The organism is Maribacter algarum (ex Zhang et al. 2020), assembly GCF_005885635.1.
GTDB lineage: Bacteria > Bacteroidota > Bacteroidia > Flavobacteriales > Flavobacteriaceae > Maribacter_C > Maribacter_C algarum.
The window spans coordinates 78,523-102,196 of the sequence record NZ_VATY01000006.1; the positions used below are offsets into that span (position 1 = coordinate 78,523).

Below are 23,674 nucleotides of genomic sequence, written 5' to 3' on the forward strand. Positions count from 1 at the left end.
CTCTAACTAACTACGAATTACTAACTAAACTTTTATTTCAAATGAGCAAATTAGCATTACCCATTGCGGTATTGGCTCTAATAGCCAGTGTTGCATCTTATTTTCTTTTACAATCAAATTCTGAACTAGTTTATGTTGATGTAAACAAGCTTTTGGAAGGATACAACCGAACTATGGCCGAAAGGGAAGCCTTTGCCAAAAAAACTAAAGTCTTAAAAGCGAATGTAGATAGTTTAGTCACCAACTGGCAGTCAGAATTGAAAGCTTATGAAAAGGAAAGGGCTTCGATGTCAAAGAAAGAAGTTGAACTAAAACAGGAGTTATTAAATAACAAGCAACAGCAGTTGAACAACTACCAACAAGCCATTCAAAAGCAAATTCAAGAAGAAGATCAAAAGATGACCCAAACGGTTGTCAATGATATTAATGACTATGTAAAAGAATATGGCAAAAACCATGGCTACCCAATCATTTTTGGTGCAGGTGGTAGCGGTAACATCATGTATGCTGAAGATGCATCTGATTTAACTTCAGAAGTGTTGATTGGTTTAAACGCACAATACGCAGGAAATTAATATGAGCTATATCAAACACATCTTCCTTGGTATTGGATTTTCGTTGATTCTTGGATCATGCGCGAATAGAACTTTCGATTCAAGAGAAGGACTGATGGCTTATGTAGCCGATACTGATAATGGGTATACACAACACAAATCGGTCAACGGTATAGATTTTTCAATAAGCTATCGCCCAACCGATATGTTGGTCAGTCAAGAACTGACTGAGGAAATGTCAAAGGCTGAAATTGACAGTTTACGCCAGAGATATGAGCAATACCTGTATTTCAATTTATCGTTGTCCAAAAATAACAAAGAAGTGTTGAGTAGCATGTCGAATAGTCGTGCTGAATTTGGAGCAATGGTCAATCAATTGGCTTTTGGAATGAGTGATAAAGTACACCTACTCAGTCAGAAAAAGGATAGCGTAGAGCTTTTGGACTATATCTACCCTCGAGAATATGGCATGGGTGGAGCCACTAATATCATGTTCGTTTATCCAAAGGATGAAAAACTGTTGACTGGTGAATATGTTCATTTTACCATTGAGGATATCGGTATGAGGACTGGTGAAGTTGGCTTTAAAATTCCTTCTGATATACTTAAAAATGAACCTCAATTAAGTTTTTAAATAGGATGAAATCTCGTCTAGCTCAAATAGCATTGGTAGTATTTATGTTTTCCTATTTCGGAGCAAATGCTCAGTGGAATAGTGGAACTCTTTACTTTAAGAATGGAGAGGTAAAAAAAGGCCAGATTAAATTCAATGGAACCGAGATCATAAAGTACAGAACCTCGAAAGACGATAAAAAAGTCAAATATCATTTTTCAGAATTGGAAAAACTTGATTTGTCGAAAGATAATATTAATGCGGTTTATGTGTATTTATTACTTGAGGAAAACCTTTATCAAGTCGTTAGGCAATTGGAGAAAGGTAAGGTAAACCTATATAGTTTGGTAAGAACCTACTATGCGCCTTCAACAATGCCCGGAAGTGGTGGAGGGGTAATGACAATGGGCCATACCAATAATATAAATCATCTTTTTGTAAAATCTATAGATGATGAATTACCTACGCATTTGGGATCAAATCAATTATTTACAAAGAACTTCAAAAAGGCGGTATCAGAGTTTTTTAAAGACTGTCCGGTTTTGGTTCAAAAGATTGAAAACAAGGAATACAAAAAAAAAGATATTCAACAAATAGTGGCATTCTACAATAAAGAATGCAAATAAAATAACCAACGATTAAAGATGAGAAAGACCAAATTTTCACATAAGGTAATGGCGATTTTTTTAGTCCTTACGTTCATGCCAAGTATGTTTCCTGTAAACTATTTGTTTGCATCGAATAATGGACCCAACGCCCCTGAAGCGGCCTCTTTTGAGCCAGTAGACGCCACGGATATGGTAAACCTATTGAGTGGAGATGTCAGTTACGTTCTGCCACTAATGGATATGCAAGGTTTTCCATTAACACTTTCATACCATGCAGGTGTTCCTCTTGATATGGAGTCAAGTTGGACCGGTCTAGGTTGGAATGTCAATGCGGGGGCTATTAGCCGAAGCGTGAGCGGCACCCCAGATGACTGGAACGATGGAAAATCGTTAGATTTTATCTATTTCCAAGACTCTGAGGAATTTTATAATATCAATGTTGGTGTTGGTATATCACAAGCTGCTGAAGTAGGTGTTGGTATATCATGGGGATCGAACAAAAGTCTTTCGGGATCGGTTTACGGCAGTTTTATGTTCGTAAACGCTAGTATTGCCACAGACGGCGCGTATAGCGCTGGTGTTGGATTAAGTGCTGGAGGTGGAAATTTTGGAGGCTCACTAGGTATTGGAGTGTCAGGTAATGTAAATGGAGGGCCAACTTCAACAAATATTGGGGTAGGACTTGGTCATAGTAGTGGTGCTCGTGCAAGTCTGGGATATAGTATTTCAGAATCTGGAGGATCTTTTTCTTTTTCTGGAGGTTATGCCAACAATACTGCCTTTGACAAGGGTCAAGCCGGTGCTGGTGGTGGACTTTCTTTAGGAAGCTACTCTTCCGGAGATTATGATATTGATAGTAAAGGGTTTTTCATCCCTGTTCAAATTTGGATATTCAATTTGTCTTTTGGATATCGTAAAGTAACCTACAAGCTTGATAAAGCATATCCGAAACTCGGGTATGGTGGACTATACGCAAACAATGCATTTGGGAATACTCCAGATATGGACTTAGGCGGTGATGCTTTCAATGACTTTCAAAATAGATATCGCTATACGGATATGTATGAAGAGGCAATTCCAGCAAAAGAAGAAGAATTTGTAGAAGATTATGCGCAAGAAAGAGAAAAAGTCAATTTTTCTTTTGCCAGTTATGATTCATACTCAGTAAATGCTGCGGGAATCTCTGGTTTGGTGCAACCAAAGCTATTTGAAAATGCGACCTTATATGGTTTAGGTTATGCCGGGGATGATACCGATGACGCTAGTAGAAATATGAGAGTCTATTATCATAATGCTGATTCTAGTGGAAAGACCTTTGGGACCTCTACAACAGATGGTCCAAATGACATTAAGTTTTACTTCAATGGACAATTTACCGATAATGTAGCTACACCTTCAAGGCTATTGACTGCTGGTGCGGCTAATGATTTTGGAGATTACTTGTCGGCTACGAATGCAAATATTGGCCGTCAACGTTCGGGTAATTTTGTAGAAGTTTTTACCAACCAACAACTTGCCGATGGTACTACGGTAAAAATAGCTAGACCCCACAACGCAGATTATGCTAATTGGCCAGCAGATGGTATCGGTGCATATAAAATAACGGCGCCTGATGGGAAAACCTATCATTATTCCTTGCCGGTATACCACTATGAACATGTTGAACGAAACCTTTTAAAAGATAATTCTCAGAACCACGTAAATGAGAAACGACAATACACCGAATATGCAACACACTGGCTATTAACCGCAATAACAGGACCTGATTATGTCGATGTTGATAATGATAATAAAGTTGATGATGATGATTATGGGTATTGGATAAGTTTAGAACATGGTAAATGGTCTGATGGTTATGTATGGCGCTCTCCTTACGGGGGTAAAAAATACAACACGAATTTGGCAGGTGATATCGAAACCAAAGATTTTGGAAACTATCAATTTGGTAGAAAACAATTGTACTATTTAGATAAGATTGTCTCTAGAAGTCATACTGCTTACTTCGTCAAGGATCTTCGTTATGATAGTACTGGTGCCCACGGCACAAATGAACTCAGTTCAACAAATCAAACTACATATAATTATACATTTTCTACCGATTTTGTTGAAAATGACATCACTGGGAATCCTGAAAGAGTTGGGGAAAATTTAAGTTATAAAAGGGAGTATCAACTCATGTTGGACAAGATAGTAATAGTGCCAAACGAAAATGTACAAGTTAATCGAAATGAGAATGCTGCTCTTGCCTTGGATGATGGGTCCTGTTTCCCAGGTTATGATGATGATACGAATAACTGGAATCCCATGTTTAACTCAGCAGGGGGTTTTGCTGGTGCCTACGGTACCTCTTATAGATATGACCTTCATCAAGAAAGCAATGTATATGATATCACCGATTTTGAAAATTATGATTACGCAAATGCACAAAAAGTAATTGACTTTAGCTATAATTATTCACTTGCTCGAAATACGCCAAGTTCCCTGTTCTGTGAGGCTTACGGTGGCGGCAAATTGACTTTAACTGGGGTTGCCTTTAGAGGTAAGGGAGATTATGGATATATGCCTCCGTATCGTTTTGCTTATAAAAACGAAATGGATTACCCAGCGGGTCTTCGAACTCAGAAATTTACGGAAACGAATTATCAAATAGACCAAGCAAAAGACGGTTGGGGCTTTATTAATGAAAAAGAGGTAGCCGAACAAATTTACGGATCAACCGATTATGAAAAGTATGGCCCGGATAATTGGAGTCTTACTGAAATTACCACGCCTACAGGAGGAAAGATAAAATTAGAATATGAAGAAGACGACTATGAGCAAGAAGCATTTTCTAGAAAATTATGGCAGAGTAATCTGAATATTAGTTTTGCACAAGCTGATTTTAATTGTAACAATTCATCCAGTATTTGTGAATACGAAGTTTACATAGAAAACTCACAAGATTTAAGGTCAGAATTAATTGTAGACTTTAATGAATTTTTTGAAATTGGTCAAAGGGTATTCTTTGATTTTTCTCTATGCTTCATGCAAGGAAGTAATCAATTGGGAAGCATAGATATTCCGGGAGGTTTTGACGCTGGATTTATTGTAAAAGATATAAGAAATATTGGGGGACAACAGAATCTAATCCTCAGTACGAGCTTTCAAAATATTAATAATGAATTTTTTTCAAACACTAATGATTGGAGAGTAGTTTATAACGAAATACCATATCAGCCAACACATTCTTTTTTAAAATTTGACAAGAGTTCAAGCCAATTCATTTCAAGACCAAGAGGAGAATGTCCATCGGTTTCTGGAAACCAATTTGGTTTTTCAATGAATTACAAGCTACTTGCTAACAAAGTCCCCAAAGATATTCAGGGTGGTGGACTTCGTGCTAAAAGTATTATTGTTTCTGATGAAAACGGCCGGGAATATAAGACTAAATATTACTACAACAACCCTGGAACTGCTAGAGAGAAGAATGACCCAAATTATGTTTCGTCAGGTATAACATCTTTTGCACCTGAAAGCGGGGTCAAATATGTTCCATATCAATCAGAACTACCTAGTCCTGGTGTAATGTACGAATATGTGACAATGGTACCGGAATCTACGAACGGGAATGAATTGGGAAGTACGAGATATCGCTTTCATACATTGGATGCTGTATTTAACATTTTTGATCCAAACCTCAAATTAAAGTACATGTCCGAAAAGGTGAATCAGGCTACGGGTCAAGTAGAAGATGAGGAGATTACCATATTTGAATCTAACGTCAATGATCCTGGTAATGGTGATTATTTTGACACAGCAAATAAGACTTATGCTAAGTCGATTGACTTGAAGGTGAACACCTCATTGGTGGGACAATTTAGATCTATTGAAACCTTTAATGTGGAAAACCATTTAATGTCAAAAACCCAGAAATTCTATAAGAGTGGGGAAGAAGCAAAAGCCATTACTGGTCGAGGTTCGGTTACGGAGTCCTTCCAAAGTATGAAATCTATTTTCTCAACCGATGGCAATGATGCCAACCCTGTATTGAAAAATAGACTGGTTTCAGTATCTACAAAGGAAGACTATACAAGTGTAGTATCTGAGGTTAGAACGACAATAGGTGGCTTTATCGATACAGAAGTTTACGAAGATGCCGACCCTCAAACGGGTGCTTTTAGAGTTACAAAAACAAAAAGAGCGGATGGTACTGAAGTCCGAACAAGACAAGTGCCTGCGTATACAGAGTACACCGACATGGGCAGCAAAGCGGACAATATCAACAACAAACACATGTTGACACAAACCGCCATGACTATTAGCGATGTAAATATGACTTCTGGCTGGCAGACAATAGCAGCTTCGGTAAATACATGGAGCCCAAGAACCTTTTATGATGATTCTGATGTATTGACTGATGATAACATCTGGAGAAAGCATCAAACCTTTATTTGGAAAGATGATGTAGCGGCTGATGGTACTTTCGGCAGTCTTATAAATGGTGGTGATTTCAGTTGGGGGTATGGAGATTCGCAGCCGAATACACAGTGGCAAAAAATTTCCGAAACTACACGATACAATCATTGGTCATCACCTTTGGAAGTCAAGGATATCAATGACAATTATTTGGCCACGAAAATGGGAGACAATAATGAAAAAGTGTTTGCAACTGGCAATGCTGGTTACAAAGAACTGTTCTATTCTGGTGCCGAAGACCTTGACGGCAGCGTCTTTGGTGGAGAAGTAGGCTTAGGTACTGCAACTCATGAAACCAATTTATCCAACGTTCATAGTGGAAAAGCTTCATTAGAGATAGGCTCAGGACAAACAGGGTACCTTGTTTCGGTTACCGAGGGTAAACGAAACAACTATAAGGCATCCCTTTGGGCAAAATTTGCTGGGCATCAAAATGTACGCCTTCAAATTGATAGTGGAGCACCAATATCCTTTAATACAAATGAAATAGTGCGTGCGGGTGAATGGGTACAATTGAACTTCTATTTTGATATCAATGGGCAACAAACAGTCAATGTGACTTCTGAAAACGGTGCTGCTTTTGTTGATGACTTTAGATTGCACCCCGTCGCTTCTACCATGACTTCCTATGTCTATAATGAATGGGACGAATTGACACATATTCTCGGAGGCAACAATATGTCAACGCGATACGAGTACGACCAAGCGGGCCGATTATCAAAAACATACACGGAAGTTGAGGACTTTAATGGCCCTGGCTCTGGAGGTTTTAAAAGAATTAGTGAAAATAAGTATTCCTACAAATACCAATAAACGATGAAGTTATCTAATCACACCAAAATAAGAATCATCATAGTCCTTGCTATGTTTCTCGGAATTTCGAGTGAAATAAATGCACAAGGAGGTGGTTGTTTTGCAGCTGGGACAAACTTGTCATTCCCAGCTTCAGGAGGCACGCAAAATTCAGCGGTTCAAGGAGGCTGTTCCGATGGATCCACCTACGAGTGGCAAATAGGATCAAAACCATCTTGGGTTTCAGCTTTTGCAAATGGAACAACATCTGTTACCGTAATAGCTTCTGCAAATACCCAAGGAGCTCGTACCGGTACCGTTCAATTGGTTAAAAATGGTTCTCAAATAGGTGTATTTTCAGTTTCCCAAGCAGCAGGACAAGTGACTGTAGGTCAGGTAAGTATTACCTCTGGTCCAACTCAAAGATGTAGTGGAAGTGGCACCTCGGATTTTAATGCCTCGGCAACGAATGCATCGAGTTATTCGTGGACCCTTACACCAGGCGCGGGAACTATAAATAGTAGTGGAACTGTCACATGGAACAGTAGTTATATTGGTACTGCCATTGTACAAGTTACAGCAAACGGGCCGAATAATAGTACCTCAACAGCTTCAAGAAACGTCTCGGTGGTAGGGGTTTCAACCCCAAGCCTGCAGACCAATCTCAATGAAATCTGTAGCGGGGAACAAGCAACGCTTACCATGGGACCATTGCAAAGTAGCGTCAGATATCAGTTGCTTAGAAATGGAACAGTAACAGGTCAAGAGGTTACTACCAATTCCAACGGACAACCTGGAGGAATCTCTTGGGATGTTTTTTCTGGAGGGACTTATTCTGTTCGCGGGACACAGTTAGGTGGTCTAGGTTGTTCTAACACTTGGGGAACTTTGGTCATTGACGAGAATGCAGGGCTAGGGAACCCTTCAATTAATGGGCCGAGCCAATTATGCTCAGGTACCGCTCAAACCGATTTCAATATTTCAGGCAACAATGGTACAAATACCTATGTCTGGTCAATATTAAATGGAGGACCTGCTACCATAAATTCAAGCACCGGTCTTGTGACCTGGAATGGATCCACTAGCACTGCGACCATTCGATTGACAGCAACTTCCGAGTGTGGAACTACGACGAATATTAATAAAAGTGTAAGTTTTGATTTGATTTCAACCCCGGGCCTACAAGCAAATATGAATGAATTCTGTACAGGGGATCAGGTCATGCTAAGCTTAGGGCCATTGCAAAGCAGTGTGCGATATGAGCTACTCAAAGATGGAATCTTCACTGGATTTGAAGTTACTACTGACTCCAATGGGCAACCAGGTGGAACTTCTTGGGACGTCAGTTCGGGTGGTACATACTCGGTTCGGGCCACAAAATCGACAGGTCTCAACTGCTCAATTACTTATGGGTCATTACCTATAATCGAGAAAGCAAATCTTGGTAATCCTGTATTGAGCGACCCTGGTACAAGATGTAGACAAACAGGTACCTCCACACTCAATGTGACTGGAGGTTCTAGTGCCAACACCTATAGTTGGACGCTTACCAATGCGGGTAGCTCAACGATTAACGGTTCCGGTACTTCGGCCACCATTAATTGGCCTGCCAGTTTTTCAGGTACCGCTATTGCAGCAGTAGAGATTACCAGCGAATGTGGCACTACTACAACCCTATCAAGACTTATAGTGGTGACTGAGCCAGACATCTGGTATGCCGATACTGACGGTGATAACTACGAAGACCCAGGAGGGGCAACACAACAATCTTGTACCCAGCCTGCTGGAAATTGGACCAACACCCCTCAAGGACCAGATCAGTGTCCGCTGCAACCGGCTCCAGGAACAGGAACCAATGGTTGTGATCCAGATTGTGCTGATGGATATTTTAGGCCTTCAGGTAGCAATGACCCACCGCCAGCAGGCAATTACGTTCCAGTAGAGTTTTCTTTTCAAGAAGCTGGAGGCATCGCATACGCCGAATTGGTTTTTCCCAATGGTAGTTGTACACAGCCTTATGAAATCACCTTTTTAGACCCTATTGACGAGTGGGCCACATTCACCTTCAATTCGGCAACCAATAGTATGGCCATTGAAGTAGAGCAATTCGTTTCGGTCAATGGTAGTAGCTCCAGAGGAACCGGAAGTAGAGTAGCTATTAATGGCATTCAGGTAGGAATACTAGGAGCTAACCAGACAGGCCCACCCGTATTTCCGACATGTGATTTGACTACAATTAGAGTTGATGGTACTGATATACCTTTAGCTACTGATATTGACTATCCAATTTCTAGCGATACAAAGGCTATTCAAATCGTTTTTGATCCGCTGGGTTGTGCTGGTGAAATAACCTTAAAAGACTATAATAACCCTAATGATACTCCCGAATGGTCAACTTGGCTTAGCTACGCACCTGTAGGTAATAGTACGTTCAATTTTACCACACAAGATAATAATACGGGACAATCACGAATTGCCTATATCGGTATTTATAAACTGGATAATGATGAATTCTTAGGTTTGTTTAGAATAAGTCAGACATCATGTTTGGATATGGAATGGTACCCTGATCAAGATGGCGATGGTCAAGGCGATGCCACTGCAGTGCCAAGAGGTGGTTGTGATGCCCCAACAGATGAAACTTACAGTTTTGTAAAAAACAATAACGATTTATGTCCGTTTGAGGCAGGAACTTTGGAAAATCAGGGTTGCCCACCGGGTACGGCACCAGAGAATAGGAATACAGTAACGACTTTGACATATGATATAGGGGAAAATTTGACTGTAGGGAGCAAGTTTTACTTTGATGAAATTGGAAAATTAGAACAGGTTCAAGCCTGGGATATTAAGTCAGATTCTATTTGGACTTCTGCCACCTTATATGATGAATTTGGATTTGTTGCTTTGCAGACACTTTCGGCACCGATAAAGCCAGGTAGTAATTTTGAGTTTAAGGAAGGTTTTATCAAAAAAGCTGATAATGTTACTGATTATGCTTTAGACGACTACGACGGGGTCAACAGAGAAGAACCTTTACCAGTAGGTGATGCCGATGAAGTACCTAACAACATAGCCAGTGCAACTTTGGGGTGGTACTACAGTGAAAATAACATTCGTGAAGGGTTTCAAGATGTAACGAATTTTCCATTCACAAAGAGTATTTATAGCGACCTTAATCCAGGAAAGATGTTGAGAATTGTTGGCGGTAATAAGATTAATGGAGAATGGTCTCAAAAGTATGCCTTCTCAATGAAAGCTTCGGACGAATTGTCGCTTACACCTGCATTCGGAGATGTTAAATACAGCGACTTTGAAATTACTAAAACTATTTCTCGTGATGTTCATGGAGTAGAAAATGTTGAGTTTACCGATTCCGATGGTAAACTGTTAGCAACCGCAAGAAGTGGACCTGAGGGTGCTGAATCACCTTTGTTAAATGTCGACATTCCAGAGCAGGGATTTATAGATATACATATTCCGGAAGGAATTACAGGTTTTACTGTAAGTAATCCTAGCGAGGTAACTATTTATAATTTAATTACTGAGCAGAAAGAAACTGACGGTACTGTAAATTTAAGTAATGGTTTTTATCGAGTCGCAGTCAATGATATGATTAACTTTATCAAAGGCAGCATATATGTCAGTTATAAGGTTAATTATTATGATTATAGCTTGAATGTCTATGATGAAGCGGATCGTCTAGTTAAATCCTACCAACCGTTAGCATCAATAATAGCTGAAAAACCAGTATCTACATATATTTATGATGCTCTCGGCCAATTAATTGAGATTTCAAGTCCAGATGAAGGTAGTACCCAGTTTAAATACCGAGAGAATGGACAAATCCGATTTTCTCAAGATAGTAAGCAAAAAGACCCAAACGATGATGGTGATTATAGCGATTCTGAATTTTCATATTTCAATTATGATTCTGCAGGGCGTCTTGTCGAAAGTGGAGTCTACATTGAGGATTCAATCACATTTGTTAATTCAAACTCCATAATAGAAAACGAATTAGATGATATTAACCTTGATACGGACGGTCTAGCAAATGCTAGTTGTAAAGAGCAAAAATTTACCCTTTATGATAAGCTCGATACGTCTGCACTCCACAATGCCTTGTCTGTTGAAGGTATAGGAACTAGTAATTATCCTGTTCAAAAGTTTCTTAGCGGTAATGTAAGTAAAACTTACACAGTTCAAACAAATGCAAGTTCCAGTACATGGTATAGTTATGACATATATGGGCGGATAGAATGGGTGATTCAACAAATTGATGGCTTAGGGGTCAAAACAATTGATTATGAATATTATCCAATATCTGGACAAATTTACAAGATTTACTATCAGAAGCATGTCCCGTCAGAAAGGTTTATCCACCGATACAATTATAATGAGGCAGACAAGCTCGTCACCGTTGAAACATCCACGGATGATAGCACTTTTATTTTAAACGCTAATCACTCATATTATGAAAATGGGTCTCTCAAACGCACTGAGCTTGCTGACGGTGTGCAAGGTGTTGATTACATATATAATTTAAACGGATTAATTAAGGGCATAAACCATCCAAGCTTAGATTCCAATAATGACCCTTCAAAAGATTCCAACGACTTATTCGGGATGCAAATCGATTACCATTCCGATGATTACAAACGAGATGTATCTAGCGTAACCTCTCCTACATATGGCACAGATAGGTTGAATGGTGATATTAAGGGTGTACGTTGGAAAAATGACGCGATACCAGGTATGACTAACGAACTAATGTATGCATACGAGTACAATCGTAATAATTGGCTGCTAAGTGCTGATTTTGATGGTAATGGCGATTTGGGCGATACAACTGAGCCTATAGTTACATCAATTGCCGTAGTTGAAAATAATCAAACTCTTGATTTAAAGGCGAGTCAAAGCATCACACTTTTAGCAGATGACGGAGGAGAAGGTTTTCATGCCAAAGATGGCAGTATGTTTTCGGCTAGAATCACGCAAGATGCAGGAGGTACTACTATTATGGAAGGTGATTATGATGTCTCCAATCTGACTTATGATGCCAACGGCAATATCTTAAGTCTGAGAAGGAAGAAAGGCTCCGATGGTGCTGGAAACGCGATGGACGACTTAAGTTACAATTATAAGACAAAAACTAATCAACTAGAACAGGTTGTTGATATCGATGGTGATGTGCCAAATGCAGAAGACTTCGAAACACAGTTAGATTCTCAAAACTATGTTTACAATAGTATTGGACAATTAATAGAAAATAAAGCAGCAAACCTAACATATCAATATAACTCAAATAGGCTTCTGATAGGAATTAAAAGGAATAACTTAAATTTGGTAAAGTTTTATTACAACGATAGATTTCAAAGGGTTAGAAAAGAATCTTATTTGCCCAATGGTTTTGATATAGCCAAAACTACAAATTATGTTCGAGATATTGCGGGTTCAATTTTAGCCATTTATACGGAAAACACACTCGTTGAACAACCTATTTACGGGAATAACCGAATTGGTGTTTATTATAAGCAAGATGATACCAGCGTTTATGAAATAAAGGATTATTTGGGTAATGTACGTGCTACATTTATGAAATCAAATACAGATGCCATTCCCCGTTCTGCTTCTGATTATTATCCCTTTGGAGGTTCGATGCCTGGGCGAAATTTAATTAGTGATTATAGATATTCCTTTCAAGGACAAGAAAAAGATATTGAAACTGGTAAAGAGTCCTTCGATTTAAGGTTGTGGGATAGCAGTATAGGAAGATGGATTAGCCCTGACCCTGAGGATGAATTTTATTCTCCGTATCTTGGAATTGGAAATAATCCAATAAATCATGTAGATAAAAAGGGAGATATTATTATAGTAACTGATGCAAGAGCCCAGGCGGTGGTAAATCAATTCATGATTGCCTATCCAGTTCTCTATCAGAAATTACATAGTAGTTCGATTGTAATAAGTATTAAAGTAGATGATTTGAATTTAGGAGCTGCGGGTACATTAAGAAAGCAAGGAGAATCTTCTCTTGAAAGAAATTTTGGGAAGTCAAATGTTAAAGATAGATACCGAATTATGCCATTTCATAGAAAGACTAAAGACCATATGTATCGAAATCGATATGGCAATATAGTTTTTACCAAAATCCCTACAGAGCCAGATTTCATGTATTATAAAAAGAGCGGAAAGCATGCCATAGGACAGCGAATTTCAACAGCGGACGCAAAGAAAATTTTTGACAACGACCCAGAATCTTTAATTACAAGTGCAGAGCTTACCTTGGACGAGAATTTTGGAATGACAATGCAAATACTTGCACATGAACTCGGTCATATTGAATTTGGCATTGATAATGACTGGTTGGGCTTTCTTTGGTCATTAATCGAACCGGAGGATTTTTATTGGAGAGGTCACTCCAGAGGAAACCCGAATGGTGAACATGCAATATTTAGAGAACAAGGTAACGATGCCACACCGACTACGGTCATCAGCCCTAGAGATTTTTAATATGAAAACGATTTTGTTAATAATTTGGTTTGGTATAGTGTCAAATGCAATTTTCTCTCAAAAGATACCAGATAGCGTGCTTATTTCTGAGTTAAAGAAAAATGTTTTAGCTTATCGAATAAGAACAGATTTCAAATTAGTAGAACATGGTGATAATTCTACAAGAATTAAAACTGAACTTTTACGTCTTTTTCCTGAAAAAGGTGAAGATTTGTTATTGGATGTTTCAAATATACCATTAAGGTATCCTAATCCTAATATAGATCTGTTTGAAGTAACAAATTTCAACTACGAATTTTCACGTATTGGGAGCGATGGAGAAATAGAGATTGTGAATAACAGTAAAGAATATTTTGACTCCAAACCGAAGGTCGATCAATTATCTAGAAGAATGTTAATAGGTATTAATAGAAAAGAAAAGAGTATTATTTATGTATCCGGGTATTTTTACCTAACAAAAATAAGTAATGATTTCGACTTGGATATGAATAACCCAGATTCGTTCATTCAGTTTTTAAGATTAAAATTGTTTAATTATAATATGAATGATTTTTCTTTTGTTAAACAGAGGAAAAAATACTTATTATACAAAGGTTATTCCAAAGCAACATCTGCAAACTATTATATCCGAGTAAACAAAAATGACTTTGATAATTTATGTGTTACCAAAATTTAGTATTTACTTAAATGCACTGATTCTTCGTTAACAGTCATTTGGAATTGCCTGCAAACATGAATTATTATAATGGTTATCATTATGAAAATTCCTAGAAAATATAACGCATTTAAAATCACCTTAGATTTTCTTTGGGTTTTACATTTTTAAGTATTGGTCAACCCCTACAAATAATCTTACTATTTGCTATCACCCAATTTTTGTTTTCAAAAACCACAGAGAATAACCCAAACACATCAAAAAACAGCTGGTTTGAGGCAAGGTTTTCTTTCAAAAAGCGTTGTATTAATACGAAAATAACTACAAACCAAATTTCTAAAATCATGAAAAAATTAGCCCTTGTATTAGTGTTACTTTTTGTTGGCTCAAATATTCTTGCTCAAGACTCAAAATTGAGCGCAACCCTTTCCTATCCTTTGACCATTGGAGACAATTTTCTTAACGACTATACCGGCTACATTGATGTTGGTCTTCAATATAGTTTTGTGAATCTCGAGGTCGTACGGTTCGGTGTTTCGGCGAATGCCAGTTTCATAGGAATACCAAACCCAGGAATTGAAGGAGAGAAGTATAGTGGAACATTAATTTACCCAAGAGTTTTTGGCGAATTTTTACTTGGCCGAGATGGGACCTTTAGACCTATAGCTGGTCTTGGCTATGGTATTAACAAATTCAATTCCACATTAGATACTACCGGTGCCGGTTTTGATACAATAAAGCGAAATTATGAGGGCCTTATACTAAACATCGGGGCGTCTTATGACATCACCAGTTCTATTTTCGTAATTGCCCAGTATGATTGGGCCAATATTGATCGTAGCAGCAGTTTTGTGAATAATGAAAATTTTAACAACCGTGGCAGCCTCGTTAAAGTGGGCGTTGGGGTCAGGTTCTAAAATTCATTTTGTAGAAAAGATAAACCATAATATCTGTATTGAACTATACCTGATTTTCAATGTCCCAAACTTTGAAAAATACCTGCCTTATACTAGTGCTACTTTTTAGCATTGGCAATATGAATGCCCAAAACGAAGCGGCAAACTGGTATTTTGGTCAATATGCGGGCCTTGATTTTAATGGGGGTGCACCCGTCCCGCTTACCGATGGCCAACTCTGGACTCAAGAAGGGTGCTCAACGATTTCAGATGTAAATGGTAATCTCTTGTTCTATACAGATGGTGTTACCATTTGGAATCGAGCCCACAACCCAATGCCAAATGGCATGGGGCTAAATGGACATACGTCTAGTACACAATCGGGTATCATAGTACCTTCTCCAGGAAACCCAGATGTATACTACGTTTTTACTGTAGATGAAGGCACTGAGACAGATGGTCTTCAATATAGTGTTGTTGATATGACCTTGGATGGAGGTTTGGGTGATGTAACTACTAAGAATATACTTTTAGAGACGCCACTTTTGGAAAAGCTAACGGCAGTTGTACATGCCAATGGAAATGATATTTGGGTTTTGGCCCATCGCTACCCAGGTAATGAGTATGTGGCCTATTTGGTTACGGCTACTGGAGTGAGCGCCGCACCAGTAGTTTCTTCAATTGGGCTTAATGCAACCCAACCTTCACATACAGTTGGATATCTCAAGTTGTCACCCGATGGCAGGTTTTTGGCTACTGCAAGTTCATCAGGAAATTATCTTCAGCTATATAATTTCGATACGGCTACTGGTATCATCAGTAATTTTTTAGACCTATCAAGCTTCTATTCGACATTAGCAGGAACCAAAATCACCTCGGTATATGGAGTAGAGTTTTCGTCAGATAGTAGTAAGCTATATGTGGCAAGTACCATTGTAGTCAATTACCCTGTTTTAGACAATAGATTATATCAGTTTGACTTGACCAATTTCAATGCTCTTGCCATAGAAGCTTCTGCCGTCATGTTGTCTAGTCAACCCATTCAGATGGGCGGCTTGCAATTAGGCATTGATGGTAAAATTTATGTAAATCAATATGAACAAACTCATTTGGGGGTAATCAATAACCCCAATGTTGCAGGGATAGGAGCAAATTATGTGCAAAATGGGGTTTCATTATCGGGCAGACTTTCCCGCCTGGGGTTACCGCCTTTTATACAATCTTATTTCGTAGTAGGACTTTTGGCAAACAACTTTTGCCATGGCGACGCCACCGAATTTTCAGTGACCACAAGTGGGGCAGTAACAAGTATTAATTGGGACTTTGGTGATGGCAACACCTCTATTTTGGAGCACCCAACGCATACCTATGCGACTCCTGGCACCTATACCGTGAGTGTAACTGCTACCACTGCGTTGGAGACAAAAACAGAAAGTAAGGATATCACGATTTATGCAGTGCCAACAGCCAACACCGTCAGCGATTTTGAGGTATGCAGCAAAAACGCTTTCTCTGAATTTGATCTGTCCACTAAAGATACTGAAGTACTAGGTACACAACTGGCGACTGATTATTCAATTGGTTACTATCCGACTTTGACTGATGCGCAAAATGGTACGAACTTATTGCTGAATCTTTACACCAACACGAATTCAACTGAGACCATTTTTGCCCGTATTTCAAATGCGAACAACCCGAGCTGTTTTGATACCACTTCCTTTGATTTGATAGTCAAAGAAGCTCCAGTTTTGAACGCAGTAACAGATTGGGTAGCCTGTGATACGGATGGTGATGGTTTTTTCGATTTTGATTTGACCCAAAAAGACAATGAAGTATTGAATGGGCAGAGTGCGACTACTTTTTCGGTCAAGTACTATTTAAATCAAGCAGACGCCAATGCAGACATCAATGCCATAGGCCCAAACTATACAAACACTGTTTCACCAGAGCAAATTTTCTTTCGCATCGAAAATACAACCTACCCAGAATGTTTTGAAACAGGCAGTTTCAATTTAGAAGTTATTGCCGCTGTCTTGGCTTTAGACCCTCCAGATTTAGAAATCTGCGACGATGACAATGACGGAATCGTCTCTTTTGACCTTTCCACTCAAGATGCTATCATTTTGGGAACACAGAACCCATCTAACTTTAGTGTCAGTTACCATACCACGCAATTAGATGCAGATAATGGTTCAAATAGCTTGAACAAAACAAACTATACCAACACAACGGCATATTCGGAGACGATTTACGCCAGAGTAGAAAACAATAGTAATACCAACTGTTTTAATACCGTCTCCTTCAGTCTTCGGGTTTACGATTCACCTCTATCACAAACCGTAACCGATTGGCAAGTTTGTGATGATAACAATGATGGCATTCAAAGTTTTGACTTGTCGCAAAAAGACACCGAAGTTTTAGGAAGTCAATCGGCAACTCAGTTCAATATATCATATTATTTAAACCAAGTCGATGCGGATGGTAATATCAACCCGATTACTGGCATTTTTCAAAATAACAGTAGTCCACAAACGGTTTTTTATCGCATAGAGAATATTGGAAATCCAAGCTGTTTTTTGACTGATAGTTTTGATTTGGAGGTATTCGATACACCTATTGCAAATGTTCCAACGGACATGGTTCTTTGCGATATCCATGAAACCGGAATCCTAAGTTTTGATTTGTCTACCAAGGATATCGAGATTTTGAATGGACAAGACCCGAATACTTTTTCGGTTACCTATTTTTCTAGTGATGCCGATGCTGTGGCCAACCAAAACCCATTACAAAAACAAGATCATAGCAATTCATTGCCCCAGGAAGTTATTTATGCCCGAATTCAAAATAACGGGCTAACCGATTGTTATGATACTACTTCTTTTTCCATCATATTAAATCCTTTACCACAACCTTTGTTGGATGAAACCTATGTTATTTGTCCAGATACGCCCCAACTAGATATTGATGGTGGCGATTTTGAAAGTTGGTCATGGCGGGATGAAAATGGAAGCGAACTTTCTACAAATAGAAATATCAACATTGTAGCTTTAGGAGATTATACACTAACAGTTACGGAAACCTTGAATGGAGCAGTTTGCGAAAAGATGGTTGATTTCCAAGTGGTATCCTCAGGTGCACCTGAAGATTTCACAACAGAGATCAAAGGTTTTTCAGATAATGTGATTATAGAAGTAAATGTGGAGGGAACAGGTGATTTCGAATATTCAGTAGACGGCGAGAATTTTCAAAATAACAATCGAATTGAGGTATTTCCTGGAGCATATACCGTTTATGTGCGCGATGCCTTTTTATGCAGAACTTTATCCAAAGATATTATCGCATTAGGCTACCAAAAATTCTTCACTCCAAATGGAGATGGAAGACATGAATTTTGGAATATTATCGGTGCTGAGAACTACCCAGAATCCCAGTTGTTCATCTATGATCGCCAAGGTAAATTATTAGCGCAGATTTCGCCTCTCGATAGAGGCTGGAATGGCACTTATAATGGGCTTAGATTACCCTCCACCGACTACTGGTTTCGTTATGTTTTTGATAATGGAAAAGTCTTCACCGGACACTTCACTCTGAAACGTTAAAAAAGCACCATTTTTTACCGTTTTTATACAACACTTGAGGCTTATTTTCGTTTAAATAGGATAAGAAACCTACTTATGCAAACTAGACTATACTTATTGCTATCTGCTTGGCTGATAGTATCTTGCGCTCCCGTTAGGGAAATGAGCAACAAAGAGAAGCACATGCCCTCGATTGGGGACATAGGCAAGCATTCCAAATCACTGGTACATTCCACATTTCACAAAGTTGGAACCCCTTCTTTGAAGGATCCTATTGCACTTTCTGTAATGGAATTTCCCTTCACCAAATCGAAATTCAAAAAGTACTTGGAAATGGAAACGGCCAAAGGAAAAAAACCGCGATTAACTTACGTAGATTCCCTACCAAATAAACCAAAATACCTCTGTGTCGAAATCGCCGATAAAATTGGAATAAAAGAAGCCCTGAATTACGCGCATAATAATGGAGTGAAAACCTATTTGGAAAATGATGATCAGTATACAATTATCACAAAAATAGCGGTAACATCAGATAAAGCTACCATGACAGCGCTTACGAAATCAGATGCGATTTCCTTGATTGATAACAGGAATGGAAATATTACTCTTGAAGTCTTAAAGGGACAAGATAGGAGCTTCATAAATCTTTCCACAATGGAAGTCTTCGATTATGAAGTTTCTGGATTTTGTTGGGGTGAGACCAAGTACGGTAAAAAACAAATAGAGGCATTGTCCTCCAACGGTGAAAGTTGTCCAAGAGGTACGGAGAAAAAAGCCTACAAACTTGACAATTCCACATCGTTTTTAAAATTATAATCATGAAAAAGCTACAAACGTTGCTAATACTTACGGTTCTGATTTTATTTTCAAGTTGTGAAGACCTTTTGGAAGTACCGGATATTTCTATGGAAACAGTTCAACTTTTAGCTCCTTCGGATAGCACCACGGTTGTACAATCAAACGTGAACTTTACATGGGATGAGGTTTATGAAGCGAGCCAATACCATGTGCAAGTGGCTGCCCCAAGTTTTGAAAATGCCGCTCAAATCGTGGTTGATACACTTATAGTGGTTGATAGTACTTTCGCAAGCCCACGCTTTAATAGAGTTCTGACTGATAGCGACTATGAATGGCGTGTTAGAGCCCAGAATAGTGGGTATGAGACAGAATTTACAATGCATAAATTCAGTGTTGATACGTCGGGCAACTAAGAGATTCCCGCCTTTGCGGGAATGAAAAATAAAAAATTTTCTAGGTGAAAAAAAACCATAAAACATACCTGTTGTTGGCCGTTGTCCTTGGTATTTGGGGCATCATAGGATTTAAATTCTTAAGTGCCGTGAATCCATCCACACAGGAAATTGCACAGGTTACTTCTGAGCAAACTTTCATTCCCAAGAAAATTAAAGAACGAGAGACTTTTTCAATTGTGGCCGATTATAGAGATCCCTTTTTAGGAACTGTACAAGCACCAAAAAAAAAGGTGGTCAAAAGAAAATCGGTGCCGACCATAAAAAAAGAAGTAGTACCTACAAAATCGATACAGTATACTGGTTTTATAACGGACAAAAGTTCAAAACAAAAAATCTTCTTCGTGACAGTTGATGGTAAACAACAAATGATGTCCCTCAATGACACTTTTCAAGAGGTTAAATTGATTCGAGGAACTAAATCTTCTATTCGAGTGAAGTACGACGGACGTACGCAAAACATCTCCCTAACCGAATGATAATTACTAAAAAAATACAAGCGGGAGCACTCCAGTTTGTACTTTTTATAGGTGCAGTCGTAGCTGTTTTATTGGCTTCTTTTATGTTGCTGTCTTTTACGCATACCCATTTTGACAAAAAAACGGATGTCCTAATTTCTGTCATCAAAAGTGCAGATTTTGGCTTGGAATCTTCACTGAAAAAAGAAATTCCTTTGGGTGGTTCTATTGAAATTTCAAATGAAAATGACCTAAACATTGGCATTACCGTACAACGGGATTTGTGGGGTGTTTTTGAAAAGCGAACGGTTACTACATCCCATGGAAATTCTAAATATGTAAAAACAGCCCTTATTGGTGGAAAAGATGAAGTAGAAATGCCTGCTCTTTATGTAAATGATAAGCAACGCCCAGTAATTATGGCAGGTAATGCAAAGATAACTGGGGATGCCTTTTTGCCAGCTCAGGGCATGAAAATGGGAAATATTATGGGTCTAATGTATAATCGATCTTCACTTTTGTATGGTAGGCAAAGAAAGAGTGATTCACTATTACCAAAATTAAGTAGAGAACTTGAATCACAAATAACAAAACTGACGCGTTATGATTTCCGACCTGAAGGTGAAATCATAGATAACATTCCCAAAGAGGGAATAAAGAATTCATTTCAATCTCCAACTTTAATTATAAAGGATAGAGTTATTCGCTTAAAGAACACCAATTTAATTGGAAATATAATTGTTTCCGCATCCTATAAAATCATTGTCGAGGCGGATGCTAACCTTCAGGATGTCATCTTATTGGCTCCCGAAATTAGTATTGAAAATTGGGTAAAAGGACAATTTCAGGCAATAGCAACAAAATCAATAACTGTCGGAAAGAAATGTGAGTTGGCGTATCCGTCGGTTTTGGTTGTGAACAAAAAAGCAGCGTTGAACAATTCGGAAAATAACAGTTCTTCAGGTACTTTGAATACCCAACCGGCTATTTATATGGACTCTTATTCTTGGGTTGGTGGTATAGTAATGGCACTAGATGCTTCCACAAAACAACAATATGCCCCGCTTATTAAAATAGACCCGGATGCCAAAGTAGTTGGAGAAGTTTACTGCAATAAGAATTTAGAGCTTAAGGGAGTAGTAACTGGAAATGTGAGCACAGATGGTTTTATAGCTCTGGAAGAAGGAAGTGTCTATCAAAACCACTTGTACAATGGGCAAATTAATAGTAAAAATCTGGATACTTCTTATGCAGGACTTTTATTGGAATCTCGTGAGCAAAACAAAAAGGTGATGAAATGGCTCTATTGAAGAAAATAAAGGCATCCACTTTGATGGAAACTTTGGTGGCTACTGTATTGATAGTGGTCATTTTCATGATTTCCAGTATGATTATGAACAACCTTTTGGCCAATAACATAAAGCAGAATACTGAACTCGCGGAAGAACGTCTAAATGCCTTAGAATATCAAGTACTGAATAAGGGAATCAAACTACCGTATTACGAAGATTTTGAATCATGGGAAATATCCATTTTCGAGCAAAAACAAGGGCAATATTCATTAGTGACTTTAGAAGCTGAACACACAGTTACAAAAGCTACAGTAACGAACTATATGACCAGTGAAGACTAAAAGAGGAAAAATACCAGGCTTTGCCATTCAAGAAATGATGGTGGTTCTTGCGATTACCGCTATTGTTGTGGGGATGGCTTTTTCCGTTTTGAATTTAGTCCAGAGACAGATGGGTAGCATTGAAGATATCTATGAAGTGAAGTTGGAGGCTAACAAATTGAGGCAATCCCTTTGGATTGATTTCAATCGGTATTCCTATGTCAATTTTGATGAACGAAAAGGGCAATTATATTTCAGCAATGAGTTGGAAGAAAAGAATTATACAATCATTGAAGACATGATTTTCACAGAGAAGGACACCTTCAATGTTCAATTGGAACATAAGGCATTTTACTTTAAAAATCATGAGAAGAAAATTGGCGAAATAGATGCTATTGAATTAAAAACAAGTAAAGAATCGGGGCACCAACAAATATTTGTTTTTAAGGATAACGCGCCAGCAACCTATATAAATCATAAGCCATGAGCGGATTCAAACTAGAACAAACCTTGCCCCAACAAAAACAGAAGGCCAATTCTGAAAAGGATTGGGTATCCGAACTTTTACAAAAGGAAATTTCGTTCGGGAAGTCCTTCGGAAACAAAAAGAAGGAAGATTTCTATTCCGAATTAGGTGTACTTTTAAAAGCGGGAATCAATTTAAAGGATGCCTTGGCTCTGATACAGGAAAACCAAAAGAAAGACAAACAAAAAGCCTTCTATGGTGAAATGGTAGAAGCCCTGGTATCTGGTCGTAGCTTTTTTGAACTTCTACAAGAACGACCTGAGTTTTCAGAATACGAATACTACTCGGTAAAAATTGGCGAAGAAACAGGAACACTAACGCGAATCGTGGAAGAACTTGGAAAGTTCTATGAGCGAAAGAACGAGCAACGAAGAAGTCTGACAAATGCATTGACCTATCCGATTATTATTTTATGTACAGCCGTTCTTGTAGTCGTATTTATGCTACGAATGGTAGTACCTATGTTTGAAGATATTTTTAATCAAAATGGTGTGGAGTTACCAGCAATTACTAGAATGGTAATCAATGCCTCCGATTTCATCAAAAACTACGGATGGTTGGTTTTAATCTCTTTGGGAACAATCATTGCACTTCGAAAAACCTTTTCTCAAAAACAATGGTTCAAACAAGGCAAGGATAAGCTGCTATTGAAAATACCTTACATAGGAAGTTTTATTAGTTCCGTTTACTTAGCGCAATTCACACAAGCAGTGGCATTATTGACCGCCTCAAAAGTGCCGATGCTAAATAGTATTCAGATGGTTAGAAAAATGATTGATTTCTATCCGTTGAACGAGGCTCTGGACAAGGTTGAAAAAGGTGTCCTATCAGGAACAAGCTTAAACGCCAGTATGAAGGAAAGTAAAATCTTTGACAACAAAATGATATCCCTCGTCAAAGTAGCTGAAGAAACCAATCAGACGGAATATATCTTCGAAAGGCTCAATCAACAGTATGCGATTGAGGTACAACAGAAATCAAAACTGCTTTCTACCCTTATGGAACCCTTGATTATTGTGGTTATTGGTCTTTTTGTTGGGGTGATATTGGTTTCTATGTATCTGCCGATGTTTAAGCTGAGTAGTGTGGTGGGATAAATGCAGTTAGAGATTTCAACTCTTTACAAAAAGCGGATTTTGTAAAGAGTGCTGCTTTTTTTGATGTATA

The 23,674-nt window shown here is 38.4% G+C and carries 15 protein-coding genes; all 15 read left to right on the forward strand.

Annotated features, from left to right (window positions below; genetic code table 11):
* Nucleotides 1-41 precede the first annotated feature (41 nt).
* The 15 genes from FEE95_RS20920 (at nt 42) to FEE95_RS20990 (ending at nt 23,604) form a co-directional block, all read left to right on the forward strand.
* A complete protein-coding gene (locus FEE95_RS20920) occupies nt 42-575 on the forward strand; it encodes an OmpH/Skp family outer membrane protein (protein ID WP_138659994.1) in 534 nt (177 codons plus the stop codon).
* A 1-nt stretch (nt 576) separates the two neighbouring features.
* On the forward strand, nt 577-1,188 hold the full coding sequence (locus FEE95_RS20925) for a hypothetical protein (protein ID WP_138659995.1): 612 nt from the start codon (nt 577-579) through the stop codon (nt 1,186-1,188).
* A gap of 5 nt (nt 1,189-1,193) precedes the next feature.
* A complete protein-coding gene (locus FEE95_RS20930) occupies nt 1,194-1,793 on the forward strand; it encodes a hypothetical protein (protein WP_138659996.1) in 600 nt (199 codons plus the stop codon).
* 18 nt (nt 1,794-1,811) lie between these two features.
* Nucleotides 1,812-7,043: a hypothetical protein gene (locus tag FEE95_RS20935; protein ID WP_138659997.1), complete on the forward strand. Its 5,232-nt coding sequence runs from the start codon at nt 1,812-1,814 to the stop codon at nt 7,041-7,043.
* 3 nt (nt 7,044-7,046) lie between these two features.
* Nucleotides 7,047-13,532, forward strand: coding sequence for an RHS repeat-associated core domain-containing protein (locus FEE95_RS20940; RefSeq protein WP_138659998.1), 6,486 nt, complete (start codon nt 7,047-7,049; stop codon nt 13,530-13,532).
* Nucleotide 13,533: 1 nt separating this feature from the next.
* Nucleotides 13,534-14,208 (forward strand): hypothetical protein, encoded by a 675-nt coding sequence (locus FEE95_RS20945; protein ID WP_138659999.1) that lies wholly within the window; start codon nt 13,534-13,536, stop codon nt 14,206-14,208.
* 323 nt (nt 14,209-14,531) lie between these two features.
* Complete coding sequence (locus FEE95_RS20950; RefSeq protein ID WP_138660000.1) at nt 14,532-15,104, forward strand: outer membrane protein; 573 nt, start codon at nt 14,532-14,534, stop codon at nt 15,102-15,104.
* Nucleotides 15,105-15,223: 119 nt separating this feature from the next.
* On the forward strand, nt 15,224-18,682 hold the full coding sequence (locus FEE95_RS20955; RefSeq protein ID WP_171037106.1) for a T9SS type B sorting domain-containing protein: 3,459 nt from the start codon (nt 15,224-15,226) through the stop codon (nt 18,680-18,682).
* A gap of 75 nt (nt 18,683-18,757) precedes the next feature.
* Nucleotides 18,758-19,477, forward strand: coding sequence for a hypothetical protein (locus tag FEE95_RS20960; RefSeq protein ID WP_138660002.1), 720 nt, complete (start codon nt 18,758-18,760; stop codon nt 19,475-19,477).
* 2 nt (nt 19,478-19,479) lie between these two features.
* The gene (locus FEE95_RS20965) at nt 19,480-19,872 is read left to right on the forward strand and encodes a hypothetical protein (RefSeq protein ID WP_138660003.1); all 393 of its coding nucleotides are present in this window, start codon (nt 19,480-19,482) and stop codon (nt 19,870-19,872) included.
* Between the two features lie 44 nt (nt 19,873-19,916).
* Nucleotides 19,917-20,390 (forward strand): hypothetical protein, encoded by a 474-nt coding sequence (locus FEE95_RS20970; protein WP_138660004.1) that lies wholly within the window; start codon nt 19,917-19,919, stop codon nt 20,388-20,390.
* On the forward strand, nt 20,387-21,679 hold the full coding sequence (locus tag FEE95_RS20975) for a hypothetical protein (RefSeq protein WP_138660005.1): 1,293 nt from the start codon (nt 20,387-20,389) through the stop codon (nt 21,677-21,679). Before FEE95_RS20970 ends, FEE95_RS20975 begins: the two co-directional genes overlap by 4 nt.
* A complete protein-coding gene (locus FEE95_RS20980) occupies nt 21,667-22,002 on the forward strand; it encodes a hypothetical protein (RefSeq protein WP_138660006.1) in 336 nt (111 codons plus the stop codon). Before FEE95_RS20975 ends, FEE95_RS20980 begins: the two co-directional genes overlap by 13 nt.
* Nucleotides 21,992-22,468, forward strand: coding sequence for a PulJ/GspJ family protein (locus FEE95_RS20985; protein ID WP_138660007.1), 477 nt, complete (start codon nt 21,992-21,994; stop codon nt 22,466-22,468). The genes FEE95_RS20980 and FEE95_RS20985 overlap by 11 nt, the downstream gene beginning before the upstream one ends.
* Nucleotides 22,465-23,604: a type II secretion system F family protein gene (locus FEE95_RS20990; RefSeq protein WP_138660008.1), complete on the forward strand. Its 1,140-nt coding sequence runs from the start codon at nt 22,465-22,467 to the stop codon at nt 23,602-23,604. Before FEE95_RS20985 ends, FEE95_RS20990 begins: the two co-directional genes overlap by 4 nt.
* Nucleotides 23,605-23,674: the final 70 nt, after the last annotated feature.